Origin of the sequence: Streptomyces sp. NBC_00038, from assembly GCF_026343635.1 — a bacterium.
Lineage (GTDB): Bacteria > Actinomycetota > Actinomycetes > Streptomycetales > Streptomycetaceae > Streptomyces.
Map to the genome: position 1 here is coordinate 7696442 of NZ_JAPELQ010000001.1, position 26091 is coordinate 7722532.

A 26091-nucleotide genomic window follows, 5' to 3' on the forward strand; every position below is an offset into this window, starting at 1 on the left:
GATGGAACGTACGCCGACGGCCTGGGATCCTTCCCCACGGTGCCGTACGGGTGCCATCACGACCATGGAGAACGTTGAAACGGTCCAGCGAGAGGGCAGCGTCCGAGCTGTTCGCCGCCCTCTACCCGCGCCTCGCCGGCTGGTGCCGTCGCCTGGTCGACGACGACGAGACGGCCCACGAGATCGCCTCGGAGGCGTTCACCCGGCTCTGGGCCCGATGGACGTCGGTGGAGGAGCCCCGCGGTTTCCTCTACGTGACCGCGGCCAACCTCGTCCGGGACCACTGGCGCAAGATCGAGCGCGAACGGAAGGCTGTGCACCGTGCGACGGCCGAAGCCGCCGTCCGTCCGGAGACCGAACAGGCCGATCCGTCGGTACGCCTGCTCGTGCAGTCCCTGCCCGAACGGCTGCGCGTCCCGATCCTGCTGCACTACTACGCTGACATGCCGATCCGGGAGGTTTCCGTGCTGACCGGGCGCAAGGAAGGAACCATCAAGGCCGACCTCCACGCGGCCCGAGAACTGCTTCGTGCCCATCTGAGGAGAAGCCTTGATCACACACTCTGACCAGGGTCCGGACTTCGACCCCGACGACCCCCTCGCCGTCATCCTGCGGCCCGCCTCCGAGTACCTGGGCCCGCCCCCCGGCCGGTACGAGGCGATCCGTCGCGGTGCCGCCCGCCGCCGGCTGCTCCGCGCCGCGGCCGGGGTCGGCCTGTCGTGCGCCGTCGCCGCAATCGTCACGCTGCCCATCGTCCTGGCGACACCCGAGACACCCGTGTCCCCGACGGTGCCGCTCGCTCCGCCGCCCGCGAGCAGCACTCCGGCCCCGACCGCTCCTCCGTCCACGAACGCCCCTTCGACCGCGCCCACCCCGTCGGCGACGCCCGGGCCCGTCGACTCCCGCCCCACCGAGACTTCCCGGACAGACGGCTCCCGCTCCCCGAGCAGCACCCAAGCCCCCCGCGCGTCGTCGGCGACACCCTCCTCGCCGGCCGCCGAGGTGTCGACGGTTCCGAGCACGGACGTCCCCACACGGGCGGCCTCGCAGGGCTGACTACGCTCGCGCCGTCGCACGCGGTGGCGCGTCGAGAGCCCGGCCGATGGCGGCCGCTGCCTCGCGTACGGCCGGGGCGAGCCGGAGCCGCGGGGTGCCGGTTCGGGTGGTCACGGTGACGGCGGCAACCATGAGGCCGGCGCGTGACACCGGGGCGGCCAGGGAGAGTTCACCGAGCCGGTACTCCTGGTGGCCTTCGGCCAGGCCGGTCTCACGGATTCGGGTCAGTTGGGCGCCGAGGGTGCCGGGTGCGGTCAGGGTGTACGGGGTGTGGCGTACGGCGTACAGGGTGTGGCGTACGGCGGTGGCGGGCGGACCATGCCCGTGTGCCAGCAGGATCTTTCCGGCTGCCGTCGCGTGCAGCGGCAGCCGTTCGCCGGTCACCAGGCACAGGGCGGTGCCGTCCGCCGGGACCGCGACGTCCGCGTGGCCGCCCGTACGGGCCGTCAGCGCACGCAGCGCCGGGAGTGCCGCGTCGAGGAGCCCGCGCGGACAAGGGGCCGCGGCGCCGAGCGCCCGGATACGCGTACCGAGCCGGTACGAGCCGTCGGTGGCGCGCTCCAGGCCGCCCCAGGCGACCAGTTCGCGGACCATGCGCAGCGCGGTCGGCAGCGGCAGCCCGGTGCGGCGCGCGATGTCGGTCAGCCGCAGGGTGTCCGGCGCGCCCTCGAACGCGTCCAGCACCGAGAAGACCCGCCCCGCGACGCTCTCACCCATGACGTTCACTCATGGCCGCGTACCGCCTTTCGTCTCGACTCGTCTCGGTCGTCACGTCTCGTTCGCAACGCGTGTCGACCGTCACGCTTTTACTCAGTGAAAGCCGTGCGTTGCCGGTCCACCTCGCCGCCCGCGATGGTCAACACATGACTCTCGACCTCTCTTCCGACGAGCTGCTCTCCACCACCCGCGCGGTACGCCACCGCCTCGACCTCACCCGCCCGGTTCCTCGTCAACTCCTCGAAGAATGCGTGGACTTGGCCGTCCAGGCGCCCACCGGACGCAACCGTCAGCGCTGGCATTTCGTGATCGTCACGGACGCGGAGCGGCGGGCCGCGCTCACCGAGGTGTGGCGCGCGGGTGTGGCCACGCCCGGCATCTCCGACCCTGTCCCGACCCGCGACGTACGGCGGGCCAATGTCGCCCCGGGGGTCATGGACCGCGTCTTCTCCGGCGCGACGCATCTCTACGAGCACCTCCACGAGGTCCCGGCACTCGTGGTCCCCTGCGTCGAGGGCCGCACGGACGACGCGCCGGTCATCCGCCAGGCCGGCACCTGGGGCTCGATACTCCCGGCCGTCTGGAGCTTCATGCTGGCGGCCCGCGCCCGTGGCCTCGGCACCTGCTGGACGACCGGCAACCTCGTCCACGAGAAGGAGGCGGCCCGCGTCCTCGGCATCCCCTACGGCGAGGTCATGCAGGCCGCCCTCATCCCCGTCGCGTACACCCTCGGCACCGGCTTCCGCCCCGCCCGCCGAGTGCCCCGCGAGGAGGTGCTGCACTGGGACGCGTGGTGAGCCATGACCCGAGGGGGCAGTTTTGAACGCGTTCAACTCAGGGCGTACGCTGCTGCCATGAGCGACAGAGCCGCCCTTCTGAAGGGCATCCGCGCGTGGTTGGTCTTCTTCGTCGTCTGCTTGGTGCTCAGCGGCGCCACGGCCTTTCCCCTGGTGCACGAACTGCGCTGGACCGAGGACGCGCTGAGGGCGCTGTCCGTGCCCGAGCACCTGCCCGCCCTGATGGACTGGATCGAGCGGGTGCGCCAGGGGCTCGACGCCACCGACGCGGAGTATCCCTTCGTGCTGTACGGCACGGACTGGCTGGCGTTCGCGCACCTGGTCATCGCGGTCGCCTTCTACGGGCCCTACCGCGATCCCGTGCGCAACATCTGGGTCATCGAGTTCGGCATGATCGCCTGCGCCGGGATCGTCCCGCTCGCGCTGATCTGCGGGCCCATCCGGGGAATTCCCTTCTGGTGGACGGTCATCGACATGTCGTTCGGGATCCTCGGGGTGATCCCGCTGTACGTCGTGCGCAAGCGGATCAAGCGCTTGGAGGCGCTCACCCCGGCGCCCTCGGCCGCGACGGCCGTCACAGCGTGAACGCCGCCCGCACGATGCGCTCGGCGACCGGATTCATGCCCTGGCCCTTCGCATCGGTCGAGTTGACGGAGTAGACGAGGGTCCGGGACAGGTCGCGGGTGGCGCCGATGAACGTGTTGTACCCCCAGCGGCCGCCCGTCTTCAGCCACAACTCCGTGCCGTCCCCGGCGACATAACGCTCGAGACCCGCGCTCATCGTGGCCCCGGGGATACCGGCCGGAACCGTGAACATCTCCTTCAACTGCCGCTGCGGCACCACCTGTCCACGGAAGAGGGCCTTCAGGAACCGCTCCAGATCCGCCGTCGTGGAGATCATGGCCCCCGCCGCCCCGGTGTCCGTGGTACCCCACACCGTGACATCGCGCATCTCCGTCGTCCCGTCCGCACGCGGCACGGCCTGGTAGCCGCGATTGTGCGGCCCCCTGATCTCCGGGTCGGTGCCCGGGAGGTACGTGTTCTCCATCCCCAGCGGGTCGAAGATCCGGCGGGCCGCCTCCCGCTCGTACGAGTGCCCGGTGACCCGCTCGATCAGCACCTCCAGGACGGTGTAGCCGATGTTGAGGTAGTGCTGCCCGGTGCCCGGCGTGAACTCGGGCTTCTTCGCGGTGGCCGAGGCGACCATCTCGCGGGCCGTGTGAATGTCGAAGCGGTGCGCGTAAGCCTCCTCGAAGGTGTTGCCCGGGAAGTCCGGGGCCGGAATTCCGCTGGTGTGGTTGAGGAGTTGGCGCACGGTCACGCGCTTGTACGCGGACGGGATCAGGTCCGGCAGATAGTGCCGGGCGGGCCGGCCGAGGTCCACGTCGCCCTCCGCCGCGAGCTGGAGCACCATCGCCGCCGTGACCACCTTGGTCGTCGAACCGGCCCGGAACAGCCCGTTCGGGTCCGCCGCCCGCCCGCTTTCGAGGTCGTGCACTCCGGCACTCCCGCGCCAGCTCCCGTCGGTGCCGCCGACCCGTACGAGGGCGGCCGTCGCGTCGGAATCGGGCAGCCCGGCGATCGCGGCGGCCAGGGCGTCCGCGTCGGGGTCGGCGGTGGACGGGGCGGCTAAGGACGAGGACGCGAAGGCGGGGACGGCCAGCGGACCCGCCGTCAGGCCCAGGACGAGGGCGGCGGCGACGGCGGTGACGATGCGTGTGCGGCGCATGGGCTGCTCCTGGTGGTCGCGGGTGTTTGCGATCATCCTGCGGCCGTACGCGCCTACACGGATCCTCACCAGGAAGGGCCCCGCCCCTGGCATCGACCCCGAGTAACTCCCTTGCAGCGTAAGGGTGTTGTCAGGGATTGCCCCTAAGTAGTGGCCGTGGTGGCCGTGGCGAAAGTTTCGTACGAGAAAAACTGTTATCGCGGAGGGCGTCGCTCCGTCTCCTGTGTGTCAGACCACCCCTTTGCCCGGGAGCACCGCATGCCTGCGCACAAGCGCCAGAACACGAACGAGCCGAAGCACGAGAACAAGCACCGCCTGACCCGCCGAGGCGTGCTGCGCATCGGCGGCGGTCTCGCGGCCACCGCGGCCGTCGGCGGCGGCGCGGCCATCGTGATGTCCGGCGGCGACAACGCCGACGCGGCGCCGACTCCCACGGCGACTCCTACGGCGACGGCGACGGCGGCGTTCGCCCACCCGGGCATGTTGCACGCCTACGGCGAGCTCAACCGCGCGAAGGTCAGGGTGGCGGCGAAGTCCCAGCCCTGGCTAGCCGGTTGGGAGAGGCTCACCGCCAACTCCCACTCCCAGAGCACCTGGCGGCCCAACCCGCGAGCCACCATCGTCCGCGGCGGCACAGGGCAGAACTACGCGACCCTCTACAACGACATCCACGCCGCCTACCAGAACGCCCTGCGCTGGAAGATCGCCGGCACCAAGGCCAACGGCGACACGGCCCGCGACATCCTCAACGCCTGGTCGGCCACGCTGACCACGGTGACCGGGAACGCCGACCGCTTCCTGGCCGCCGGGATCTACGGCTACCAGTTCGCCAACGCCGCCGAACTCATGCGCGGCTACGACGGGTTCGACCTCGCCCGCTTCCAGAAGATGCTGATCGACGTCTTCTACCCGCTCAACAACCAGTTCCTGACCGGCCACAACGACGCCTGCATCACCAACTACTGGGCCAACTGGGACCTGTGCAACATGAACTCGATCCTGGCCATCGGCATCCTGTGCGACGACCGCGCCAAGTACGACCAGGCGGTGGACTACTTCAAAAACGGCGCGGGGAACGGGTCGATCAAGAACGCCGTCCCGTTCGTGTACGAGTCACAGGGCCTCGCCCAGTGGCAGGAGTCGGGCCGCGACCAGGGCCACACCATGATGGGCATCGGGCAGCTCGGCGCCTTCTGCGAGATGGCCTGGTCGCAGGGCGACGACCTCTACGGCTATGACGACAGCCGGTTCATGAAGGCCGCCCAGTACGTCGCCAAGTACAACCTCGGCCAGGAGGTGACCTTCACGAAGTACAGCTGGCGCAGCGGCCAGGGCGCCGGAAAGTACAACGAGCAGACGGTGATCGCCGCCCAGGACCGTGACCAGCTCCGCCCGGTCTGGGACGTTCTGCACTACCACTACGCCCGGCGCCGCCGGCTCTCCGTCCCCTTCATCACCACCATGGCTGAGAAGGTACGAGCGGAAGGCGGCGGTGGTCAGTACGGGCCCAACAGCGGTGGCTACGACCAGCTCGGCTTCGGGACGCTGCTCTACGCCAAGTGACGACTCGCGGGGAAGGCTCGTACGTGGACGGGCGGCAGTGGCGCTCCACCATCGCGGCCGCGCAGGCCGGTGACCGGCGTGCGCTCGACGAACTGGTCGCGGGCTGGCTGCCCCTCGTCTACAACATCGTCGGACGCGCCCTGAACGGCCACGCGGACGTCGACGACGTCGTGCAGGAGACCATGCTGCGCGCCGTCGACAACCTCGGCTCGCTGCGCGACCCGGACAGCTTCCGGTCCTGGCTGGTCGCCATCGCGATGCGGCAGATACGCGACCGGGCTCGCCGCCGCACCTCCGCGCCGTCGGCCGACGGCGCGGGCGTACAGGCAGCAGACTTCGCCGAACTCACCGTGCTGCGGCTCCAGTTGGAGGGGCAGCGGCGCGAGGTCGCGGAGGCGGTGCGCTGGCTCGACGACGAGGATCGCCAGCTGCTCTCGCTGTGGTGGCTGGAGGTCGCGGGCGAACTCACCCGGCGGGAGCTGGCGTCGGCGGTCGGCATCAGCCGGCAGCACGCCGCCGTCCGCGTCCAGCGGATGAAGGAACGCCTGGAGGCGGCACGCGGCATCGTCCGCGCACTCGACTCGGCCTGCCCGGATCTCGGCTCGGTGACCGCCCGTTGGGACGGCCGGCCCGACTCGGTGTGGCGCAAGCGTCTCGCCCGGCACGTCCGGGGCTGCGACTACTGCTCCGGCCGCCGCCCGAGCGAGGCGGTCGTCCCCGCGGAGCGGCTGCTCGTCGGGATCGCGCTCGTCCCGGTGCCGGTCGCTTTCGTGATCTCCCTGGCCCTGGTGGGCGGTGGCAAGGCGACGGCCGCCGCCACGACCGTCGGGTGGTCCGCCAAGATCCTGAGCGCGCTCACCAAGCCCGCCGTCGCGGTCACGGCGGGCGCGACCATCGCGGCGGGTGGGGCGTACGTCGTGACGCAGACGCCGGACCAGCGGCCCCCGGAATCCGTCGCCTCTCCTACGGCGGCGAGCACGGCCCGTCCGCCGTCGCGGGCCCCGAGCCCCTCGCCGTCCCCGACCCGGGTCCAGCTGTACGGCACGGTCGTCGATGCCGTGGACGGCGCGCCCTCCGCTGCGGCCCAACCGGGAGCGCTGCCTCGCCGCGCCGAGCAGGGCATCACCGCGACGGGTGCCCCCGCCGCTGGGCTGACCCACAACGGCGAGACCGTCACCTTCAGCGGCGTGGGCTACTTTCGGGTCCGCTGGCAGATCCGGCCCGGGGAACGTCCGGGCGACCTGGTGATGCCGACATGGACCGGGCTCGACGGCAAGCTCTTCCACGTCGCCTCGGGCGGGGGCCACCGTATGGACGACGTCCAGTCCGGGTCGACGGACGGCACGACCTGGATGGGCGGCCCGTCCGCCGGCCCCGTCGTACTTCCCTCCGGCGCCCAACAGATGTGGCAGAACGAGTACTTCTGGATCGACGGCACCGTCACCCTCCACCAGAACGAGGGCTCCGCCGACTACAACCTCTTCGTCCAGCCATCGACCTGGGACAAGGTGACGGAGGACATCCGCACCGGCCCCGCCCAGGGCGCAATCCGCTACGGCCTGCTCCGCGACACCGGCAAGGACACGACTCCGGTACCGCAGTACGTAACCCGATCGATCCCGGCCGACCAGGCGACGGTCGCCCAGAGATCACAAGTCTCGCCCTGAGGGATGGTTTTTTCGCCCCCTCCGCCCCTACCCGTCCCTTGTTCCTGGGGGCTGCCGCCCCCAGACCCCCGCATCGCGCTGCCGCGCTCGTCCTCAAACGCCGGACGGGCTGAAAGACCTTCCCCTGGCCGGGGCTGAAAAATTTCAGCTCCGGCCAGGGGAAAAACTCAGCCCCTCCGGCGTTTGAGGAGCGGGGTCTGGGGCGGAGCCCCAGGAGCAAGGGACGGGTAGGGGCGGAGGGGGCGAAAAAACCGACCGTCCCCTACACCTTGCGCAGGGCGCACAACGTATCGACGCGGTTCGTCGTGATCGAGTCGACGCCGATGTCGAGCAGCCGACGCATGGAGCGGCGGGTGTCCGGGGTCCAGACGGACAGCAGGTATCCGTCACGGTGGACGCGGGCCGCGAGGTCGCGGTCGATCAGGGTGAAGCGGTAGTTGAGCCAGCGGGGCCGCACCGCGCCGAGGAGACCCGGCCGGGGCGGCGCCAGCGACGTCCAGGTCATCGCGATCTCCGCAGCGGAGTCGGCCGCCCGCACGGCGAGCATGGCCGAGGCCCCCGCGCAGTAGTACACCCGCTCCTCCGCCCCGCAGTCGCGGATGACACCGACGATCCGGCGTACCACCCCGGCATCGGGCGCCCCCGGCAGATCGACCATGAACCGCCCGTCCCCGCTCGCGGACAGCGCGTCCACGAGCGTCGGCACCCCACCACCCGTGAGCCCGCACACCTCGTCCGAGGAGAGCGAGCCGAGCGGCCGGTCCTGCTCCCACAGCCGCTTCAGCGTCTCGTCGTGCAGCAGGACGGGCACGCCGTCGCGGGTGAGCCGAACGTCGATCTCGACCGCGTCCGCGCCCAGTTGGAACGCGGAACGCAGCGAGTCGATCGTGTTCTCGCGGACACGGTAGGGGTCGCCGCGATGGCCCACGGCAGTCACTGTGCGCATGGTCCCATTGTGGCGTTCGGTCAGGGCGCGAGCCAGGTCGAGGCGTAGGTGTCGATCTCCTCGGCGAGCTTGGTCCGGCCGGCCGGGTCGAGGAACGACGCCTCGACGGCGTTCTTGGCGAGCGCGGCGAGACCGAGTTCGTCGAGGTCGAGGAGGCGGGCGGCGACCGCGTACTCGTTGTTGAGGTCGGTGCCGAACATCGGCGGGTCGTCGGAGTTGATGGTCACCAGGACCCCGGCCCGGGTGAACTCCTTGATGGGGTGCTCGTCGAGGGTGCGGACCGCGCGGGTCGCGATGTTGGAGGTCGGGCAGACCTCCAGGGCGATACGGTGCTCGGCGAGGTGCGCGAGCAGCTTCGGGTCCTGGACGGAGCTGGTGCCGTGTCCGATGCGCTCGGCGCGCAGGTCGTGCAGCGCGTCCCAGACCGTCTCCGGGCCCGTCGTCTCGCCCGCGTGCGGCACCGAGTGCAGGCCGGCCGCGATCGCGCGGTCGAAGTACGGCTTGAACTGCGGGCGCGGTACGCCGATCTCGGGCCCGCCGAGCCCGAAGGAGACCAGCCCCTCGGGACGCAGCCGGTCATCGGTCGCGAGCCGTACCGTCTCCTCGGCGGCGTCGAGCCCCGCCTCTCCGGGAATGTCGAAGCACCAGCGCAGTACGACGCCGAGCTCGGCCTCCGCAGCCTTGCGGGCGTCCTCGATCGCGTCCATGAAGGCGCGCTCGTCGATGCCCCGGCGGGTGGAGGAGAACGGGGTGATGGTCAGCTCGGCGTAACGGACCTGCTGCCGGGCCATGTCCCGCGCCACCTCGTACGTCAGCAGCCGTACGTCCTCCGGGGTGCGGATGAGGTCGACGACGGACAGATACACCTCGATGAAGTGGGCGAAGTCCGTGAAGGTGAAGTAGTCCGCGAGGGCCTCGGGATCGGTCGGCACCTTGGAGTCGGGGTGGCGGGCGGCCAGCGTGGAGACGATACGGGGGGAGGCTGAGCCGACGTGGTGCACGTGCAGTTCGGCCTTGGGAAGTCCCGCGATGAAGGCGTGCAGATCGCGGGCGTCATCGCGTGGGGTGTGGTGGTCGGTCAAGGGTTCCTCCCCGGAACGGCGCCCCTGCAACGCGGTCGGCGGGACGCGGGTGATCGGCTGATCGGTGACTCAGGGATCATCGTAGGCGGGCGGCCCACGCCACCCAGGCTCGGGCCGTAGCATGACGGAACGTACGACGGAGGGGGACCTTACGCATGTCCGAGGACGCGCAGACGCCGGGAACACCGCAGGACGCGGACGCGCGGGCCGCACAGGGGAAGGAAACTCCGCCGTCGCGGTCGGATGCGGTTTCCCCGGGGGATCACGCACCGGACTCGACACCTGAGGACGCCGCTCCCGCCCCGGCTGTCCCGTCGGGCAGGCCGACGGAGCCGACACCGCTGCGCGCCGACTCGATACCGCCGTCGGACCACGCACCGGATTCCGGGCCCGAGGACGCCGCTCCCGCCCCGAAGGTCCCGTTGGACAAGCCCGCGGCCGACGCGCGGCCCGGCCCGCGACCCCAGCCGGACCCCTGGTCCTCGCCCGAGGAAAAGGCATCCTCCCGGGCAAGCGGCGCCACGCACGGTCCCGCGCACGACCAGTCGACGCCCGCGCCGACCCCCGGTGCGGGCACACCGGCCACGCCCGCCGCCGGCGCCCCCAACCCCCCGTCCTGGGACAACCCCTTCGCACCCCCCGCCGGCCACACCCCCTATCCCCAGCCCGCCCCCGGACAGCCCGTCCCCCCGCCGCCCATTGCCCCCGGAGGCCCGGGCCAGCCCCCGTACGGGTACGCCTACCCGGCGTACCCGCACCAGCAGGTCCCATACCCGGGCGCGCCCGGGTATGGCGGCTGGCCCGCGCTGCCGCTCCCGCCCAGCAACGGCTTGGGCACCGCCGGACTGATTCTCGGTATCGCCTCGGCGGCCCTGTTCTGCATGTGGCCGCTGACCATCGTGATGGGGATCCTCGGGGTGGTCTTCGGCGCGATCGGCCGCCGCAAGGCAGGCCGGGGCGAGGCGACGAACGGGGGCCAGGCGCTGGCCGGGATCATCTGCGGAGCGGTCGGCATCGTGCTGTCCATCGCACTGGTCGTCTTCTTCGTGGTCGTCGTGGACGACACCAGTTCCGAAACCGACTCGGGCACCGACGGCGACGGTTTCTCCACGTCACTCGTCGTGGAGCACCCGGACAACCTCCGCTAACGGACCAGGGGCTTCGCAGGCACCTCGTGGACGCCCTCGGGTGCCTGCTGGAGTCGCTCCCGCGCCTCCATCAACGCGAACCCCAGCAGATTCGCCCCCCGCCACCGCTCCGGATCCCCCGCACGCTCGTCGTCCGCCGCGAGTCCGATCCCCCACACCCGGTCCATCGGGCTGGCCTCGACCAGCACCCGCTTGCCCGTGCCCAGCAGAAACGCCTCCAGTTCCGGATGCGCGGCGAACTTGTGGACGCTGCCCTCGACCACGATCCCGAACCGCTCGCGGTCCCATATGGCCTCGTCGAAGCCGCGCACGAGCCGTCCCACCTTCTTGGCGAGCGCCGGGCTGCGCGCCTCGACAGCGCGCCGCTCCGCCTCCGGGTCCCCGAAGAGCCGCGCTTTCCGCGCCATCATCCAGTGCTCGGCCGTCGCATAGGCCACGCCGTCCACCGTGAACGGCGACGGCCACCACTGGCTGAGACAGCTCGCGCCCACCCGACCGTCGGGCCGCGGCCGGTGCCCCCAGAAGTGCAGGTACTTCACCCTCGCCCCGGAGCGAGCGGCGCTGACCAGCGCGTCCCGTGAATCGATCTTCCCCATGCACGCGAGTCTGGCATCCACCACTGACAATCCGTCCTGCCTTTTCCAAAAGGACTCGACACCTGGTCGACAGATTCCGTCGCGTAACCAAAAGGCAACAACGGAATCACTTGTTGGAGTCCCTTTGCTCTGTCAGGATCGGCACTCAAATCGAGCTGGAGCTACGCCGACCCCCGCCAGACGGGGAGGGCGGCGGAGGAGAGCGACATGCACAATCCGGGCCATCGCTTCCAGGCGCAGGACCGCTTCGCGGACGGCGCGCAGTACATCGCGGGCCGACTGACCAAGGGCACCTCCGGCCGCACGTACGCGGTCGTCGACCCGTCCACGGGCGAGGAGGTCTACACGTACGAGCTCGCGGGCACCGCCGATGTGGACGCCGCTGTCGCGGCCGCCCGCGCGGCGTTCCCCGGCTGGTCCGGCGCCACCCCCGGCGAGCGCTCCGACGCGCTGCACCGCTTCGCCGCCGTGCTCGCGGAGCGCGCCGAGGAGCTCGCCGCCGCCGAGTCCCTGCAGTGCGGCAAGCCGCTCAAGCTCACCCGGGAGTTCGACGTCCCGGGGACCATCGACAACACCGCGTTCTTCGCGGGCGCGGCCCGCCACCTGCAGGGCCAGTCCGCGGGCGAGTACTCCGGCGACCACACCTCCTACGTACGGCGCGAGGCCATCGGTGTCGTCGGTTCCATCGCGCCCTGGAACTACCCCCTCCAGATGGCCGCCTGGAAGATCCTCCCGGCGATCGCGGCCGGCAACACGATCGTCCTGAAGCCCGCCGAGCTCACCCCGCTCACCTCCCTCCTCTTCGCCGAGGCGGCCACGGCGGCAGGCATCCCCGACGGTGTCATCAACATCGTCACGGGGGCCGGCAAGGACGCCGGCGAGCACCTCCTCGGCCACCCCGACGTGGCCATGACCTCCTTCACGGGGTCCACCGCCGTCGGCAAGCGGGTCGCGGAGATCGCCACCTCGACCGTCAAGCGGCTCCACCTGGAGCTGGGCGGCAAGGCGCCCTTCGTGGTCTTCGACGACGCGGATCTCGACGCCGCGGTCAACGGCGCGGTCGCCGGTTCGCTCATCAACACCGGGCAGGACTGCACGGCCGCCACGCGCGCGTACGTACAAAGGCCTCTCTACGAAGCGTTCGTATCCAAAACGGCCGACCTCATGGCGAGTGTCCGCGTAGGCGACCCCTTCGCGCCGGACACCGACCTCGGACCGCTGATCTCGCACGCCCAGCGCGACCGCGTCGCCGGATTCGTCGACCGGGCCCGCTCCTACGCACGCGTGGTCACCGGCGGAACCGCCCCGCAGGGGGACCTCAAGAGCGGCGCGTACTACACGCCCACCCTCGTGGCCGACGCCGCTCAGGACAGCGAGATCGTGCAGTCCGAGATCTTCGGGCCGGTTCTCGTAGTGCTGCCTTTCGACACCGACGACGAGGGCATCGCGCTGGCCAACGACACACCGTACGGACTGGCCGCCTCCGCCTGGAGCCGTGACGTCTACCGCGCGAACCGCGCGACCCGCGAGATCAAGGCGGGCTGCGTCTGGATCAACGACCACATTCCGATCATCAGCGAAATGCCGCACGGAGGCTACAAGGCCTCCGGATTCGGCAAGGACATGTCCGCGTACTCGTTCGAGGAGTACACACAGATCAAGCACGTCATGTTCGACAACACTGGGGTTGCCGAGAAGGACTGGCACCGCACGATCTTCGGGGACCGGAGCTAGCCGAGTCTTTTTTGGCGGCACCGAGGCAGACCAGGCCGCGACCACGGCCGAGATCCTTCCGAAAGGGCACCAGGAGCATGGAGCAGTACGAGCCCGAACGCCTCTCCCCGGTCCAACTGGCCGCCATGCGGCGCAGCCTCAGGAACGGCAGGGCCTCCCTCGGCCGCCGTTCGCTGCTGCGCGCCTCGGCGGGCGGTGCGCTGGCCATCGGTGGACTCGGGGCGCTCAGCGCCTGCGGGATCCCCGCGGCCGGCAAGACCCAGGGCGGCGTCTCGGCCGACGACCTCTCGGCCAAGGAGAAGACGATCAACTTCTCCAACTGGACCGAGTACATGGACGTCGACGAGAGCGAGAAGCACCACCCCACGCTGGACGCCTTCACCGAGCGCACCGGCATCACGGTCAAGTACACCGAGGACATCAACGACAACGCGGAGTTCTTCGGCAAGATCAAGCCGCAGCTCGCCGCGGGCCAGGACACCGGCCGCGACATCATCGTCCTCACCGACTGGCTGGCCGGCCGACTGATCAACCTCGGGTGGGTCCAGAAACTGGACCCGGCCAACCTGCCGCACGCCTACACCAACCTGGCGCAGCAGTTCCGCAACCCCGACTGGGACCCCGGCCGCGCCTACTCCTACCCCTGGCAGGGCATCTCGACCGTCATCGCCTACAACAAGAAGGCGCTCGACGGCATCGAGGTGAAGTCGGTCTCCGACATGCTCGACAACCCCAAGCTCAAGGGGCGCATCGGCTTCTTGACGGAGATGCGCGACAGCATCGGCATGACGCTGCTCGACATGGGCAAGGACCCGGCCAAATTCACGGACGACGACTACGACGCGGCGATCGCCCGTCTCCAGAAGGCCGTCGACAAGGGCCAGATCCGCCGCTTCACCGGCAACGACTACACGTCCGACATCACCAGCGGCAACTTCGCGGCCTGTATCGCCTGGGCCGGCGACGTCGTCCAGCTCAAGGCGGACAGCCCGGACGTCGACTTCATCATCCCGGACAGCGGCTACATCACCTCGACCGACAACATGCTGATCCCCAACAAGGCGCGCCACAAGACGAACGCCGAGCGGCTCATGGACTACTACTACGAGCCCGAGCCGGCCGCCGAACTCGCCGCCTACATCAACTACGTCTGTCCGGTCGACGGGGTGAAGCCGTACCTGGAGAAGATCGACAAGGACGCGGCGAACAACCCGCTGATCATTCCCGACCAGGCCATGGCCGCCAAGTCTCACGCCTTCCGCTTGCTCAGCAGCAAGGAAGAGACGGCCTACGAAGAGAAGTTCGCGAAGCTCACAGGGGCGTGACCATGATGACGACAGACAACAGCGGCGACGTCCGCCTCTCCGGGATCAGCAAGACGTACGGCGCCTTCACGGCCGTACACCCGCTCGACCTGATCGTGCCGCAGGGATCGTTCTTCGCCCTCCTCGGGGCATCGGGCTGCGGCAAGACCACCACGCTGCGCATGATCGCCGGCCTGGAGGAGCCCACTTCGGGAACCGTGCACCTGGGGGACCAGGACGTGACGAACCTGCCGCCCTACAAGCGGCCGGTGAACACCGTCTTCCAGTCCTACGCGCTCTTCCCGCACCTCGACATCTTCGAGAACGTCGCCTTCGGCCTGCGCCGGCGCGGCATCAAGTCGGTGAAGAAGCAGGTCGAGGACATGCTGGAGCTCGTACAGCTCGGTGAGCAGGCCCGCAAGAAGCCGCACCAGCTCTCCGGCGGCCAGCAGCAGCGTGTCGCGGTGGCCCGCGCGCTGATCAACACCCCCAAGGTGCTGCTCCTCGACGAGCCCCTCGGCGCCCTCGACCTCAAGCTGCGCCGCCAGATGCAGCTGGAGCTCAAGCGCATCCAGACCGAGGTCGGCATCACGTTCGTGCACGTCACGCACGACCAGGAGGAGGCCATGACCATGGCCGACACCGTCGCCGTGATGAACGCGGGCCGCGTCGAACAGCTCGGCTCGCCCGCCGACCTCTACGAGAACCCGAACACCACGTTCGTCGCCAACTTCCTCGGCACCTCGAACCTCATCGAGGCCGAGGTCGACTCCAAGAGCGGCGACGAGATCGTCCTCAAGGCGGGCGGCGGCAAGCTCCTGCTGCCGGCGGCGCGATGTTCCGCGCCCACGACGACCGGCGGCAAGGTGCTGGTCGGCGTCCGCCCGGAGAAGATCTCGCTCACGCACGCCGACGACGCAGGCGAGATCCCGGCGGGCCGCAACCGGATCACCGGCAAGATCGCCGACTCCAGCTTCATCGGCGTCTCCACGCAGTACGTCATCGACAGCGCCGTCTGCCCCGAGTTCGAGGTCTACGCCCAGAACATCGACCGCGACTCCCGGCTCAGGCCCGGCACCGACGTCGTCCTGCACTGGAGCCCGGCGCACACCTTCGGCCTGGACGCCGCCCAGGACATCGACGCGGGCGTCGAGACGGTAGACCCAGAAGCGGGGGTGGCCGCCTGATGGCCACCGTCACCGAGGCGCCACCCCTGGCGCCGCAACCGGCCGACAAGCCGCCTCGCAATCGCAAGCGCGGCCGACTCACGCCGTACTGGCTGCTGCTGCCCGGCATACTCTGGCTGGTCGTCTTCTTCGCGCTGCCGATGGTCTACCAGGCCTCCACGTCCGTGCAGACGGGCTCCCTGGAGGAGGGCTACAAGGTCACCTGGCACTTCGCGACCTACTGGGACGCGCTGACCGACTACTGGCCGCAGTTCCTGCGCTCGGTGCTCTACGCGGGCTCCGCGACGATCCTGTGCCTGATCCTCGGCTACCCGCTCGCCTATCTGATCGCTTTCCGCGCGGGCCGCTGGCGCAACGTCGTCCTCATCCTGGTCATCGCGCCGTTCTTCACCAGCTTCCTGATCCGCACGCTGGCCTGGAAGACGATCCTGGCGGACAGCGGCCCGGTCGTCAGCACCCTCAACTCGCTGCACCTCCTGGACGTCACCAGCTGGCTCGGCATGACCTCCGGCGACCGCGTCCTGGCCACACCCCTCGCGGTGGTCTGCGGTCTCACGTACAACTTCCTGCCGTTCATGATCCTGCCGCTCTACACCTCACTGGAACGCATCGACGGACGCCTCCACGAGGCGGCGGGCGACCTGTACGCGAAGCCGTTCACGACCTTCAGGAAGGTCACCTTCCCGCTGTCGATGCCCGGTGTCGTCTCCGGCACGCTGCTGACCTTCATCCCGGCCAGCGGTGACTACGTGAACGCCGACCTGCTCGGCTCCACGGACACCCGGATGGTCGGAAACGTCATCCAGACCCAGTTCCTGAGGATTCTCGACTATCCGACGGCAGCGGCACTCTCCTTCATTCTCATGGCCGCGATCCTCGTCATGGTCACGCTCTACATTCGCAAGTCCGGGACGGAGGATCTGGTTTAAATGGCCTTCGTACGCTGGCTCAAGCACCATCTTGTCGTCATCGCGGGACTGGTGACACTCGGATATCTGCTTCTTCCGAACGTCGTCGTCACGGTGTTCTCCTTCAACAAGCCGAAGGGGCGCTTCAATTACGAGTGGCAGAGCTTTTCCACGGACGCCTGGACCGACCCGTGCGGCGTCGCCGACATGTGCGGCTCGCTCTCGCTCAGTCTCCAGATCGCCGTGTGGGCGACACTGGGCGCCACCGTCCTCGGCACCATGATCGCCTTCGCCCTGGTCCGCTACCGCTTCCGCGCACGCGGCGCCATCAACTCGCTGATCTTCCTGCCGATGGCGATGCCCGAGGTCGTGATGGCCGCCTCACTGCTCACCCTCTTCCTCAACATGGGTGCACAGTTGGGTTTCTGGACGATCCTGATCGCCCACATCATGTTCTGCCTCAGCTTCGTCGTGACGGCCGTCAAGGCACGCGTCATGTCGATGGACCCGCGCCTGGAACAGGCGGCACAGGATCTGTACGCCGGCCCCCTGCAGACGTTCATCCGGGTCACCCTGCCCATCGCGGCCCCCGGAATCGCCGCGGGCGCGCTGCTCGCCTTCGCGCTCTCCTTCGACGATTTCATCATCACCAATTTCAACGCCGGCTCGACCGTCACCTTCCCCATGTTCGTCTGGGGCTCGGCACAGCGCGGAACACCCGTTCAGATCAATGTCATCGGTACGGCCATGTTCATCGTCGCCGTACTGTTCGTCCTGGCCGGAATGGTCGTCAGCAACCGCCGCAACAAGCAAAAGGCATAACCGCAAGATTCCTGTAGGGAGTTGAAATCATGGCCCCAAGCGCCATGACCCGCTGGACCAAGTCTCTTTCCGACGCACAGCCGGTGTCCTACTGGCTGGACGACCCGGGCAAACCCCACCCCGAACCCGCCCTCACCACCACCGAGACCTGCGACCTGCTCGTCGTCGGCGGCGGCTACAGCGGACTGTGGACCGCGCTCCTCGCCAAGGAGCGCGACCCGCGGCGCGAGGTGGTCCTGCTGGAAGGCCGCGAGGTGGGCTGGGCCGCCTCGGGCCGCAACGGCGGCTTCTGCGCCGCGTCCCTCACCCACGGTCTGGCCAACGGTCTCACCCGCTGGCCGGACGAGATCAGGAAGCTGGAGGAGCTGGGCGCCCGCAACCTCGACGAGATCGAGGCGGCCGTCGCCCGCTACTCCATCGACTGCGACTTCGAGCGCAGCGGCGAGATCGACGTCGCGACCGAACCGCACCAGGCGGCCGAACTGCGCGAGTGGCACGAGGAGTTGCAGCGCGAGGGCCTCGCGGACGGCACCGAGTTCCTGGACGCCGAAGCGGTACGGGAACAAGTCGACTCACCGACATTCCTGGCCGGCCTCCACGACCGCCGTGGCGTAGCCATGCTCCACCCCGCCAAGCTCGCCTGGGGCCTCAAGCGGGCCTGCGTGGAACTCGGGGTCCGCGTGTACGAGCACACCCCCGCGCTCGCCCTGAAGCCGTACGGCGACGGAATGGCCGTACGCACCCCGTACGGCTCGATCCGCGCCCGTCGCGTGGCCCTCGGCACGAACATCTTCCCGAACCTGGTCAAGCGGGTGCGCGCGTACACGGTCCCCGTCTACGACTACGCGATGATGACCGAGCCGCTGACCACCGACCAGTTGGCCTCCATCGGCTGGAAGAACCGCCAGGGCCTCGGCGATTCGGCGAACCAGTTCCACTACTTCCGGCTCTCCGCGGACAACCGGATCCTGTGGGGCGGCTACGACGCGATCTACCCGTACGGCGGCCGGGTGCGCGCCGAGTACGACGACCGCCCGGAGACGTACGCGAAGCTCGCAGGTCACTTCTTCACCTGCTTCCCGCAGTTGGAGGGCCTCCGCTTCACGCACACCTGGGGCGGCGCCATCGACACCTGCTCGCGCTTCTCGGCCTTCTTCGGCACGGCCCACCAGGGCAAGGTCGCCTACGCGGCGGGCTACACCGGGCTCGGCGTGGGCGCCACCCGGTTCGGCGCGGACGTGATGCTCGACCTGCTCGCGGGGGAGCGTACGGAACGCACCGAACTGGAAATGGTCCGCAGGAAGCCGCTGCCGTTCCCGCCCGAGCCCTTCGCCTGGACGGGCATCGCGCTCACCAAGTGGTCGCTGGCGCGCGCGGATTCGCACGGCGGGCGGCGCAACCTGTGGCTGAAGACCATGGACAGACTGGGGCTCGGCTTCGACAGCTGAGGGGCGCTCAGCACCCCGCGGATCCACGGCGTACGCCCAGCTCAGCCACTGTGATCCGGCTCACTATCAACAATTATTCAGAACCCGCGTAATGCCCGGCCCGAACCCCCCTCTCTCCTGTGACGCGACCAGCGTCGACGAGAAAGGGAGGTTCCGCCATGACAGGGGCTAAGACGGCGGTCGACTGGCTGGCATCCGTAGCTCCGGATCCCGAAGCCTGCCGCTGGGAATGGGAACGCAATCCACTGGGGATCGCGCTGCTGCCCGCGGGCAAGGCCTGGGACGTACTCATCCTGCCGGGCGAACTCGGCTACCCCACGCTCGACGTGCTGACCCGGGTGATCGACCAACTGGGGCCCGTGCTCGTCGATTTCGGGGACGCCCGGATGGGTTTCTTCGTGCCCGCGGGCACCGCGGCCCGCTGGCTCGGCACGGGGGTGCGCACAGCGGGCCGCGGCACGTGGATCGTGGTGCCGTATCCGGGAAGGACGACCGGCGGGGTCCGCTGGCTGATCCCCCCGGACGGTTCCGGCACGCTCACCGACCCGGCACTGCTCGAACTGGCCATGCACGAGGCGGCGGCAGGCCGTGCCGGGAACGAGGGCCGATAGCGGTGACGGGGCCGGACCCCGGCAACTGTCGCAGGACTCGACACGTCGCAGGACTCGACAAGAGGTCTTGAGGTTCCAGAGGTTCCCGAGGTCTTGACAACAGGATTGGTCTGGACCAAATTGGGCGCGCTCCACCCTCCAATTCCCCCATGCCCGGAGGCAGTCGTGGATCGCACCCGACGCAACGGATCAGTCATGCGTCACAGACTTCTCGCCGTGTGCACGGCCGTCCTTCTGGCCGTTCCCGGCATGACCGCGCTCTCGTCGGCCGCCCGTGCGGCCGACGCGGACCTCGCCAAGAACGGCGGTTTCGAGTCGGGCCTGGACAACTGGACCTGCACGGCGGGCACCACCGTCAACTCACCCGTACGGAGCGGCAGTTCCGCGCTGCAGGCGACCCCGGCCGGCAGCGACTACGCGCAGTGCTCCCAGGCGGTGACGGTTCAGCCCAACTCCCAGTACACGCTCGCCGGTTACGTCCGCGGCAGCTACGTCTACCTCGGCGCGAGCGGCACCGGCACCACCGACGTCTCCACCTGGACCCAGTCCGCGCCCGCCTGGCAGCAGCTCACCACCACCTTCCGCACCGGCCCGTCCACCACCAGGGTCACCCTCTACACCCACGGCTGGTACGGCACCGGCGCCTACTACGCCGACGACATCTCCCTCGTCGGCCCCGCCGTCGACCCGGGCCAGCCCCCGGCCGCGCCCACCGGCCTGACCGCCGGCACGGTCACGTCATCGAGCGTCGCCCTGTCCTGGTCCGCGGTGACGGGCGCGACCGGATACGCCGTCTACCGAAACGGAGTGAAGGTCCAGACGGCGACCGGGACTTCGGCCACGGTCAGCGGACTCACGGCCTCTACGGCGTACTCCTTCCAGGTCGCGGCGGTGAACGACGCGGGCGAGTCGGCGAAGTCAGCGACGGTCACCGCTACGACGACCGCCGGCAGCGGAGGCTCTACCGGACACGCCCTCGTCGGCTACCTCCACGCGAGCTTCGCGAACGGCGCCGGCTACACCCGCATGGCCGACGTCCCCGACAGCTGGGACATCATCGACCTGGCCTTCGGCGAACCCACCTCCACCACCTCCGGCGACATCCGCTTCACCCGCTGCCCGGTCGCCGAGTGCCCGACCGTCGAGAGCGACGCCGACTTCAAGGCGGCCATCAAGGCCAAGCAGGCGGCGGGCAAGAAGGTCCTGATCTCCATCGGCGGCCAGAACGGCCAGGTGCAACTGACCACGACAGCGGCACGCGACACCTTCGTCACCTCGGTGTCGAACATCATCGACACCTACGGCCTGGACGGTCTGGACATCGACTTCGAGGGCCACTCGCTCTCGCTGGACGCGAGCGACACCAACTTCAAGAGCCCGACCACCCCCGTGATCGTGAACCTCATCTCGGCCCTGAAGACCCTCAAGGCCAAGTACGGCGCCGGCTTCGTGCTGACGATGGCCCCGGAGACCTTCTTCGTCCAGCTCGGCTACCAGTACTACGGCACCGGCCCGTGGGGCGGCCAGGACCCGCGCGCCGGCGCCTACCTGCCCGTGATCTACGCGATGCGCGACGACCTGACACTGCTCCACGTCCAGGACTACAACTCCGGCTCGATCATGGGCCTCGACAACCAGTACCACTCCATGGGCGGCGCCGACTTCCACATCGCCATGACCGACATGCTCCTCACGGGCTTCCCGGTCGCCGGAAACGCGAGCAACGTCTTCCCGCCCCTGCGCCCCGACCAGATAGCCATCGGCATGCCGGCGTCGACGAACGCGGGCAACGGCTACGTCTCACCGACGGAGGTCAACAAGGCACTCGACTGCCTGACCAAGAAGACCAACTGCGGCACGTACACCACCCACGGCACCTGGCCGGACCTCCGCGGCCTGATGACGTGGTCGATCAACTGGGACCGGTACTCGAGCTGGGAGTTCCAGAAGAACTTCGACGGCTACTTCGGCTGAGCGGCGGCCGCAGAGCCGCTCCGGCTGAGCAGCACCCACAGGGCGAGCAGCAGCACCGCACACAGACACCAGCTCGCCACCACGTCCAGCGGCCAGTGGAAGCCGCGCCTGATCAGGCCGAAGGCCACCGCGAGATTGAGGACGGTGCAGACGGTGATGAGCGCGCGGCGTGCGCCGCTGCTGCGCAGCCACGGCAGCAGGACCAGGGTCGCGGCGCCGTACGCGACGGCGGCGGTCGCCGTGTGACCCGAGGGATAGAAGCCCGTGCCCGGGCCCATGACCGGTGGGCCCGGCCGGGCGATCAGCTCTTTCATCGGCACGACCAGCGCGGGCACGGCTGCCATCAGGACCGCGGCTGCGACGGACGGCAGCCACCAGCGGTCCCTGCCGGCCCGGCGGGCGCGCCGGGCGACGTACACGAGGACTACGGCGAGGACGGGAACGGCGACCGCGATGCCGCCGAGGTCGGCGAGGAGTTCGTAGATCCGGGCGGGGTGTACGAGATGGCCGCTGAGGCGTTCGTCCGCGCGGGCGAGGGGGCCGTGGGCCGCGACCTGCCAGGTGATCAGCGCGAGAAGGAGGGCCGGAAGGCCGAAGAGGAGGGAGAAGGTCGGCCACCCCGGAACAGGGGGGGCAGTTCCGAGGTGGCCGTCCAGATCGGATCGTCGCACGCCCCGGGGGGTTTGGGGCGGGCGACTGTCCGATCGGTGAGGAGATCCGGAGCCGGAAGCTCCGGGTGTGTGCGCGAGGGCACGACCAGGGCGAAGCTGGGGAGGCCTCGACCCGGTGTCACCCACAGTCCCCTGTGGGCGGGGTGTATCTCTCATCTGGGTAGAACCTACGACAGGGGATGCGGGTCCGACAGCCGGAATCGCGTCCCGTCATGCACCTCGCACACGTTCTTCACACGGCCCGACGCCCGCCGCCGCACCACTCGAACGAAGCGGAATCCGGTGCGAGGAGCAGCCGGATTCCGCTGGTGGGGCTCGTGGTGCGTCAGATACGGGCGAAGGCCTGCTCGATGATGTCGAGGCCCTCGCTCAGGAGGTCCTCGCCGATGACCAGCGGGGGCAGGAAGCGGAGGACGTTTCCGTACGTGCCACAGGTCAGGACCAGCAGGCCCTCCTGGTGGCAGGCCTTGGCGAGCGCGCCGGCCGCCTCGGCGTTCGGCTCCTTGGTGTCGCGGTCCTTGACCAGCTCGATGGCGATCATGGCGCCGCGGCCCCGGATGTCGCCGATGATGTCGAACTTCTCGGCCATCGCGGTCAGGCGGGCCTTCATGACCGCCTCGATGTTCTTCGCCTTGGCGTTGAGGTCGAGCTCCTTCATCGTCTCGATCGCGCCGAGGGCGCCGGCGCAGGCCACCGGGTTGCCGCCGTAGGTGCCGCCCAGGCCGCCCGCGTGCGCGGCGTCCATGATCTCGGCGCGGCCGGTGACGGCGGCGAGCGGGAGACCGCCCGCGATGCCCTTGGCGGTGGTGATCAGGTCCGGGACGATGCCCTCGTCCTCGCAGGCGAACCACTGGCCGGTGCGGCAGAAGCCGGACTGGATCTCGTCCGCGACGAAGACGATGCCGTTGTCCTTGGCGAACTGGCTGACAGCCGGAAGGAAGCCCTTCGCGGGCTCGATGAAGCCGCCCTCGCCGAGCAGCGGCTCGATGATGATCGCGGCGACGTTCTCGGCGCCGATCTGCTTGTTGATCATGTCGATGGCCTGGGCGGACGCTTCGGCGCCGGCGTTCTCCGGGCCGGTCAGCCAGCGGTAGCCGTAGGCCACGGGTACGCGGTAGACCTCGGGGGCGAACGGGCCGAAGCCGTGCTTGTACGGCATGTTCTTCGCGGTCAGCGCCATCGTGAGGTTCGTACGGCCGTGGTAGCCGTGGTCGAAGACGACGACGGCCTGCCGCTTGGTGTACGCACGGGCGATCTTGACGGCGTTCTCGACGGCCTCGGCGCCCGAGTTGAACAGGGCCGACTTCTTGGCGTGGTCGCCCGGGGTCAGCTCCGCGAGCGCCTCGGCGACGGCGACGTACCCCTCGTACGGCGTGACCATGAAACAGGTGTGGGTGAAGTCCTGGAGCTGGGCGGAGGCCCGGCGTACGACGGCCTCGGCGCTGGCGCCGACGCTGGTCACGGCGATGCCGGAGCCGAAGTCGATCAGGCGGTTCCCGTCGACGTCCTCGATGATGCCGCCGCCGGCACGCGTGGTGAACACAGGGAGCACCGAGCCCACACCGGCCGCGACCGCGGCGAGGCGTCGGGCCTGCAGCTCCTGCGACTTCGGGCCGGGGATGGCGGTGACGACGCGGCGCTCCTGCGGAAGTGCGGTCATGAGGGGCTCCCTGATGATCTTGCGAACCGGACGGTCCCCGGCGAACGGGGGGTGCGCCGGGCGGGGTGTTTTCGGACGCTTGACTGCTTTCTTCGCAGGCTAGGGCCGGGGGAGGGGGGTGGGCATGCTCCACGAGGGAGATGTTCAGGGTGTCGGTTGTCCGTGGTGGACATAGTGGGCCGGGAGTCGAGCGAGGGTGCCTCCCCGCAGATCCGGCCGTGTAAGCGGTGAACTCCCTCTGTGGGGGCACTAGATTGGCTCGCGGACGACGTACGGAGCGGCTGGTCAGGGGGCAAAGGCGATGGACAGCGACGGGACGCGGGACGCGCGGGGTACGCACGCCGATCCTGTGCCGCGTCCGGCGGGGCCGCCGGACGTGCCGGCTACGCCACCGAGGCCCGCGCGGGCGCCGGGGATGCCGCCGGGGCCCGACGGGTCCGGCTTCCTGACGTGGGTCCGGACCTCCAGGCCGGAGGCGGCGCCCGGGGTGTGGCGGTTCGGGCACCGGCCGCGGCCGGACGAGGAGCCGGAGCAGATTCCGGCTCGGCAGCTGCTGGGCGGCGCGGTGATCGCGTTTCTGGTGGGGTGGCTGATCTGGTCGCTGCTCTGGAACGGCTATCTGGGCGGCTGGTGGGTCATCCCGCTCGACCTGTTCACGCCTGATTCCTGGCGCCAGAGCGACGACCGGGTCGGGAACGCGTTCCTCTGGTACGGCTACTACACGCTGATCGCCCTCGCCATCATGTTCGGCGTTGGCCGGCTGGGCCGCTGGGGCGAGGTCTGGCGGCGTTACGGGCTGCCCGCCTGGCGCCGCGCCGCTCCCGTGAGCGAACGGCCGCCCGCGCCCGAGGAAGACCCCGCCCAGTGGAACCAGCTCCGCGCAGCCGGTGCGGCCGACGCCGCCGACCGGCTCGCCGCCGAGGCCCGCTCCGGGCTGATGCGCGATGTCGACCACGCCCGGATCGTCCGGGCCTGGCAGGGCGTACGCAGCGGGCGGCACAGTCTCGCCACCTTCACCGGAGCGGTCCTGAAGGACGGGTCCGCCGCCTGTCTGCATCCCTCCGGTGACCGCGACCTGCCGGGACGGCACGCGCTCCACGACCTCGTGACCGGACAGGTGCGGCTGGGCACGACCGCCGACGACGCGCGCAATCCGTACGCCTATCGCGGCACCGGCCTCGGCCTCGGCCCCGACCTCCTGGGCACCTCGCTGCTCGCCGTCGGTCCCCCCGGGTCCGGCAAGACCGGCGGCATCGTGTGGCCGCTCGCCGAGTCGCTGTGCCTGCACGCGCTCGCCGGGCGGGCCGCCGTCGTCGTGGTCGGCGCCGCGGGTGCCGGGCTCGGGGCCGCCGACGCGTACGACGTCGTCGTACGGATCGGGAATCCCGAGTCCGTGTACGACCTCGACCTGTACGGCGGGACCACCGACCCCGACGAGGCCGCCGCCGTACTGGCGGAGGCGCTCGTCGGGGACCTGGCCGATCCGCACCCCGGGGGCGACAGCCGCCGGTCGACCACCGTCCTCGCCCAGCTCCTCGGACCGTTCCGGGCCGTCCACGACCGGTTCCCGTCCGTGCCCGAGCTGCGGCAGCTCCTCGACGGTGCGCCCGGTCCGCTCGGGGCGCTGCGCAAGGCCCTTGAGGATGCAGGGAAGGAGTCGCTGCTGCGTGAACTCGACGCGCGGGAGCGGCAGTTGGGACACCCGGGCGATGTAGGGGCGGTGCTCGCGGACCGTGTCGCGCTGCTCGACCGTCCCGCCTTCGCGGGGTTCTTCGACACGTCGGGGCAGTCGCGGCCCTTCTCGCTGCGGGCACTCGACCATCCCGTACGGGTGCGGATCGATCTGCCCGCGCGCGGGCACGCCGACGCCTCGCGGATCCTGGCGCGGCTGGTGCTCGCGCAGTTCTCGGCGAGTGTCGCGGTACGGGAGGACCGGTCGTTGTTCGCCTGCCTGGTCCTCGACGACGCGACCGGCGTCGTCACGCCCGAGGCCGTACGGGGGATTCAGCGGCTGCGGTCCGGCAACGCGGGGGCCGTGCTGACGCTCCGGACGCTCGACGACGTGCCACGGGCGCTCAGGACCCCGCTCCTCGGCGCCATCGGGTGCCGGATGGCGCTCTCCGGGCTCACGCCCTGGGACGGGCAGGACTTCGCCGAGGTCTGGGGCAAGGAGTGGATCGAGGCGCGCGACGTCACCGACCGGCAGATCATCGCGGAGACCCCGGCGGGGAAGGCGCTGCACATGGTGCGGCGGGTGATCACCGGGCATGCGCCGACCGCCCGGGCCGTCACCGTCCGGCAGGTCGAGCGGGAGCGGTGGTCGGCGTCCGAGCTGGCGCACGGGGTGCCGCCGGGGCACGCGGTGCTGTCGCTCACGAGTGTGCGGGGCGAGCACGCGCCGCCGCTGCTCGTGGATCTACGCCGCTGATGCTCATGGATCTGCACGGTTGATGCGCGTGGGTGTGCGCGGC

23 protein-coding genes are annotated in these 26091 nt (G+C 70.0%); 16 read left to right on the top strand and 7 right to left on the bottom strand.

Features of this window, described 5'->3' with window-relative positions; translation table 11 throughout:
• Nucleotides 1-74: 74 nt before the first annotated feature.
• Together OG219_RS34890 and OG219_RS34895 are read left to right on the top strand one after the other, a co-directional pair.
• Nucleotides 75-566 (top strand): RNA polymerase sigma factor, encoded by a 492-nt coding sequence (locus OG219_RS34890; RefSeq protein WP_266833336.1) that lies wholly within the window; start codon nt 75-77, stop codon nt 564-566.
• Complete coding sequence (locus OG219_RS34895) at nt 550-1056, top strand: hypothetical protein (RefSeq protein WP_266833338.1); 507 nt, start codon at nt 550-552, stop codon at nt 1054-1056. The genes OG219_RS34890 and OG219_RS34895 overlap by 17 nt, the downstream gene beginning before the upstream one ends.
• Here OG219_RS34895 and OG219_RS34900 read toward each other — a convergent pair whose 3' ends face one another.
• A complete protein-coding gene (locus OG219_RS34900; protein WP_266833340.1) occupies nt 1057-1773 on the bottom strand; it encodes an IclR family transcriptional regulator in 717 nt (238 codons plus the stop codon). It lies immediately after the preceding gene.
• Nucleotides 1774-1919: 146 nt separating this feature from the next.
• Between OG219_RS34900 and OG219_RS34905 the strand changes: the two genes are divergently transcribed.
• The gene (locus OG219_RS34905; protein ID WP_266833342.1) at nt 1920-2570 is read left to right on the top strand and encodes a nitroreductase family protein; all 651 of its coding nucleotides are present in this window, start codon (nt 1920-1922) and stop codon (nt 2568-2570) included.
• Between the two features lie 57 nt (nt 2571-2627).
• On the top strand, nt 2628-3155 hold the full coding sequence (locus OG219_RS34910; protein ID WP_266833344.1) for a hypothetical protein: 528 nt from the start codon (nt 2628-2630) through the stop codon (nt 3153-3155).
• Here OG219_RS34910 and OG219_RS34915 read toward each other — a convergent pair.
• Nucleotides 3145-4299, bottom strand: coding sequence for a serine hydrolase (locus OG219_RS34915; RefSeq protein ID WP_266833346.1), 1155 nt, complete (start codon nt 4297-4299; stop codon nt 3145-3147). The two genes, OG219_RS34910 and OG219_RS34915, sit on opposite strands and share 11 nt — an antisense overlap.
• Before the next feature lie 258 nt (nt 4300-4557).
• Here OG219_RS34915 and OG219_RS34920 point away from each other — a divergent pair, with 258 nt between their 5' ends.
• Together OG219_RS34920 and OG219_RS34925 are read left to right on the top strand one after the other, a co-directional pair.
• A complete protein-coding gene (locus OG219_RS34920; protein WP_266833348.1) occupies nt 4558-5862 on the top strand; it encodes an alginate lyase family protein in 1305 nt (434 codons plus the stop codon).
• Nucleotides 5859-7529 (top strand): RNA polymerase sigma factor, encoded by a 1671-nt coding sequence (locus tag OG219_RS34925; RefSeq protein ID WP_266833350.1) that lies wholly within the window; start codon nt 5859-5861, stop codon nt 7527-7529. Before OG219_RS34920 ends, OG219_RS34925 begins: the two co-directional genes overlap by 4 nt.
• Nucleotides 7530-7791: 262 nt before the next feature.
• Here OG219_RS34925 and OG219_RS34930 read toward each other — a convergent pair whose 3' ends face one another.
• On the bottom strand, nt 7792-8475 hold the full coding sequence (locus OG219_RS34930) for a glycerophosphodiester phosphodiesterase (protein WP_266833352.1): 684 nt from the start codon (nt 8473-8475) through the stop codon (nt 7792-7794).
• A gap of 20 nt (nt 8476-8495) precedes the next feature.
• Entirely contained in the window at nt 8496-9587 is a 1092-nt protein-coding gene (locus OG219_RS34935; RefSeq protein WP_323183317.1) for an adenosine deaminase, read from the bottom strand.
• A 125-nt stretch (nt 9588-9712) separates the two neighbouring features.
• On the opposite strand from OG219_RS34935, the gene OG219_RS34940 reads away from it, so the two are divergent.
• On the top strand, nt 9713-10705 hold the full coding sequence (locus OG219_RS34940) for a DUF4190 domain-containing protein (protein ID WP_266833356.1): 993 nt from the start codon (nt 9713-9715) through the stop codon (nt 10703-10705).
• Here the strand turns inward: OG219_RS34940 and OG219_RS34945 are convergent.
• A complete protein-coding gene (locus OG219_RS34945; protein WP_266833358.1) occupies nt 10702-11301 on the bottom strand; it encodes an NADAR family protein in 600 nt (199 codons plus the stop codon). The genes OG219_RS34940 and OG219_RS34945 overlap by 4 nt on opposite strands.
• A gap of 207 nt (nt 11302-11508) precedes the next feature.
• On the opposite strand from OG219_RS34945, the gene OG219_RS34950 reads away from it, so the two are divergent.
• The 8 genes from OG219_RS34950 (at nt 11509) to OG219_RS34985 (ending at nt 21289) form a co-directional block, all read left to right on the top strand.
• A complete protein-coding gene (locus OG219_RS34950) occupies nt 11509-13035 on the top strand; it encodes a gamma-aminobutyraldehyde dehydrogenase (RefSeq protein WP_266833360.1) in 1527 nt (508 codons plus the stop codon).
• Nucleotides 13036-13112: 77 nt separating this feature from the next.
• Complete coding sequence (locus OG219_RS34955) at nt 13113-14360, top strand: spermidine/putrescine ABC transporter substrate-binding protein (RefSeq protein ID WP_266833362.1); 1248 nt, start codon at nt 13113-13115, stop codon at nt 14358-14360.
• Nucleotides 14361-14365: 5 nt separating this feature from the next.
• Nucleotides 14366-15526, top strand: coding sequence for an ABC transporter ATP-binding protein (locus OG219_RS34960; protein WP_266836337.1), 1161 nt, complete (start codon nt 14366-14368; stop codon nt 15524-15526).
• A complete protein-coding gene (locus OG219_RS34965) occupies nt 15526-16455 on the top strand; it encodes an ABC transporter permease (protein ID WP_266833364.1) in 930 nt (309 codons plus the stop codon). Before OG219_RS34960 ends, OG219_RS34965 begins: the two co-directional genes overlap by 1 nt.
• Entirely contained in the window at nt 16456-17256 is an 801-nt protein-coding gene (locus OG219_RS34970) for an ABC transporter permease (RefSeq protein ID WP_266833366.1), read from the top strand.
• A gap of 29 nt (nt 17257-17285) precedes the next feature.
• Nucleotides 17286-18704 carry an FAD-binding oxidoreductase gene (locus OG219_RS34975; protein ID WP_266833368.1) on the top strand — a complete coding sequence of 473 codons (1419 nt, stop codon included), beginning with the start codon at nt 17286-17288 and terminating at the stop codon, nt 18702-18704.
• A gap of 158 nt (nt 18705-18862) precedes the next feature.
• The gene (locus OG219_RS34980; protein ID WP_266833370.1) at nt 18863-19315 is read left to right on the top strand and encodes a hypothetical protein; all 453 of its coding nucleotides are present in this window, start codon (nt 18863-18865) and stop codon (nt 19313-19315) included.
• Between the two features lie 195 nt (nt 19316-19510).
• Nucleotides 19511-21289, top strand: a complete 1779-nt coding sequence (locus tag OG219_RS34985) for a chitinase (RefSeq protein WP_266833372.1) — start codon at nt 19511-19513, stop codon at nt 21287-21289.
• Here the strand turns inward: OG219_RS34985 and OG219_RS34990 are convergent.
• Together OG219_RS34990 and gabT are read right to left on the bottom strand one after the other, a co-directional pair.
• Nucleotides 21277-21960, bottom strand: a complete 684-nt coding sequence (locus OG219_RS34990) for a phosphatase PAP2 family protein (RefSeq protein WP_266833374.1) — start codon at nt 21958-21960, stop codon at nt 21277-21279. The two genes, OG219_RS34985 and OG219_RS34990, sit on opposite strands and share 13 nt — an antisense overlap.
• Nucleotides 21961-22285: 325 nt before the next feature.
• Nucleotides 22286-23620 carry a 4-aminobutyrate--2-oxoglutarate transaminase gene (gene gabT, locus OG219_RS34995; protein ID WP_266833375.1) on the bottom strand — a complete coding sequence of 445 codons (1335 nt, stop codon included), beginning with the start codon at nt 23618-23620 and terminating at the stop codon, nt 22286-22288.
• A 301-nt stretch (nt 23621-23921) separates the two neighbouring features.
• Here gabT and OG219_RS35000 point away from each other — a divergent pair, with 301 nt between their 5' ends.
• On the top strand, nt 23922-26048 hold the full coding sequence (locus tag OG219_RS35000) for an ATP-binding protein (protein ID WP_266833377.1): 2127 nt from the start codon (nt 23922-23924) through the stop codon (nt 26046-26048).
• Nucleotides 26049-26091: the final 43 nt, after the last annotated feature.

What these genes read in the sequence shown, in the direction of transcription:
- OG219_RS34900 (WP_266833340.1), bottom strand. Translation starts at nt 1,773, where the DNA reads ATGGGTGAGAGCGTCGCGGGGCGGGTCTTCTCGGTGCTGGACGCGTTC.
- OG219_RS34905 (WP_266833342.1), top strand. Translation starts at nt 1,920, where the DNA reads ATGACTCTCGACCTCTCTTCCGACGAGCTGCTCTCCACCACCCGCGCG.
- OG219_RS34910 (WP_266833344.1), top strand. Translation starts at nt 2,628, where the DNA reads ATGAGCGACAGAGCCGCCCTTCTGAAGGGCATCCGCGCGTGGTTGGTC.
- OG219_RS34915 (WP_266833346.1), bottom strand. Translation starts at nt 4,299, where the DNA reads ATGCGCCGCACACGCATCGTCACCGCCGTCGCCGCCGCCCTCGTCCTG.
- OG219_RS34920 (WP_266833348.1), top strand. Translation starts at nt 4,558, where the DNA reads ATGCCTGCGCACAAGCGCCAGAACACGAACGAGCCGAAGCACGAGAAC.
- OG219_RS34930 (WP_266833352.1), bottom strand. Translation starts at nt 8,475, where the DNA reads ATGCGCACAGTGACTGCCGTGGGCCATCGCGGCGACCCCTACCGTGTC.
- OG219_RS34940 (WP_266833356.1), top strand. Translation starts at nt 9,713, where the DNA reads ATGTCCGAGGACGCGCAGACGCCGGGAACACCGCAGGACGCGGACGCG.
- OG219_RS34945 (WP_266833358.1), bottom strand. Translation starts at nt 11,301, where the DNA reads ATGGGGAAGATCGATTCACGGGACGCGCTGGTCAGCGCCGCTCGCTCC.
- OG219_RS34950 (WP_266833360.1), top strand. Translation starts at nt 11,509, where the DNA reads ATGCACAATCCGGGCCATCGCTTCCAGGCGCAGGACCGCTTCGCGGAC.
- OG219_RS34955 (WP_266833362.1), top strand. Translation starts at nt 13,113, where the DNA reads ATGGAGCAGTACGAGCCCGAACGCCTCTCCCCGGTCCAACTGGCCGCC.
- OG219_RS34960 (WP_266836337.1), top strand. Translation starts at nt 14,366, where the DNA reads ATGACGACAGACAACAGCGGCGACGTCCGCCTCTCCGGGATCAGCAAG.
- OG219_RS34965 (WP_266833364.1), top strand. Translation starts at nt 15,526, where the DNA reads ATGGCCACCGTCACCGAGGCGCCACCCCTGGCGCCGCAACCGGCCGAC.
- OG219_RS34970 (WP_266833366.1), top strand. Translation starts at nt 16,456, where the DNA reads ATGGCCTTCGTACGCTGGCTCAAGCACCATCTTGTCGTCATCGCGGGA.
- OG219_RS34975 (WP_266833368.1), top strand. Translation starts at nt 17,286, where the DNA reads ATGGCCCCAAGCGCCATGACCCGCTGGACCAAGTCTCTTTCCGACGCA.
- OG219_RS34980 (WP_266833370.1), top strand. Translation starts at nt 18,863, where the DNA reads ATGACAGGGGCTAAGACGGCGGTCGACTGGCTGGCATCCGTAGCTCCG.
- OG219_RS34985 (WP_266833372.1), top strand. Translation starts at nt 19,511, where the DNA reads ATGCGTCACAGACTTCTCGCCGTGTGCACGGCCGTCCTTCTGGCCGTT.
- gabT (WP_266833375.1), bottom strand. Translation starts at nt 23,620, where the DNA reads ATGACCGCACTTCCGCAGGAGCGCCGCGTCGTCACCGCCATCCCCGGC.
- OG219_RS35000 (WP_266833377.1), top strand. Translation starts at nt 23,922, where the DNA reads ATGGACAGCGACGGGACGCGGGACGCGCGGGGTACGCACGCCGATCCT.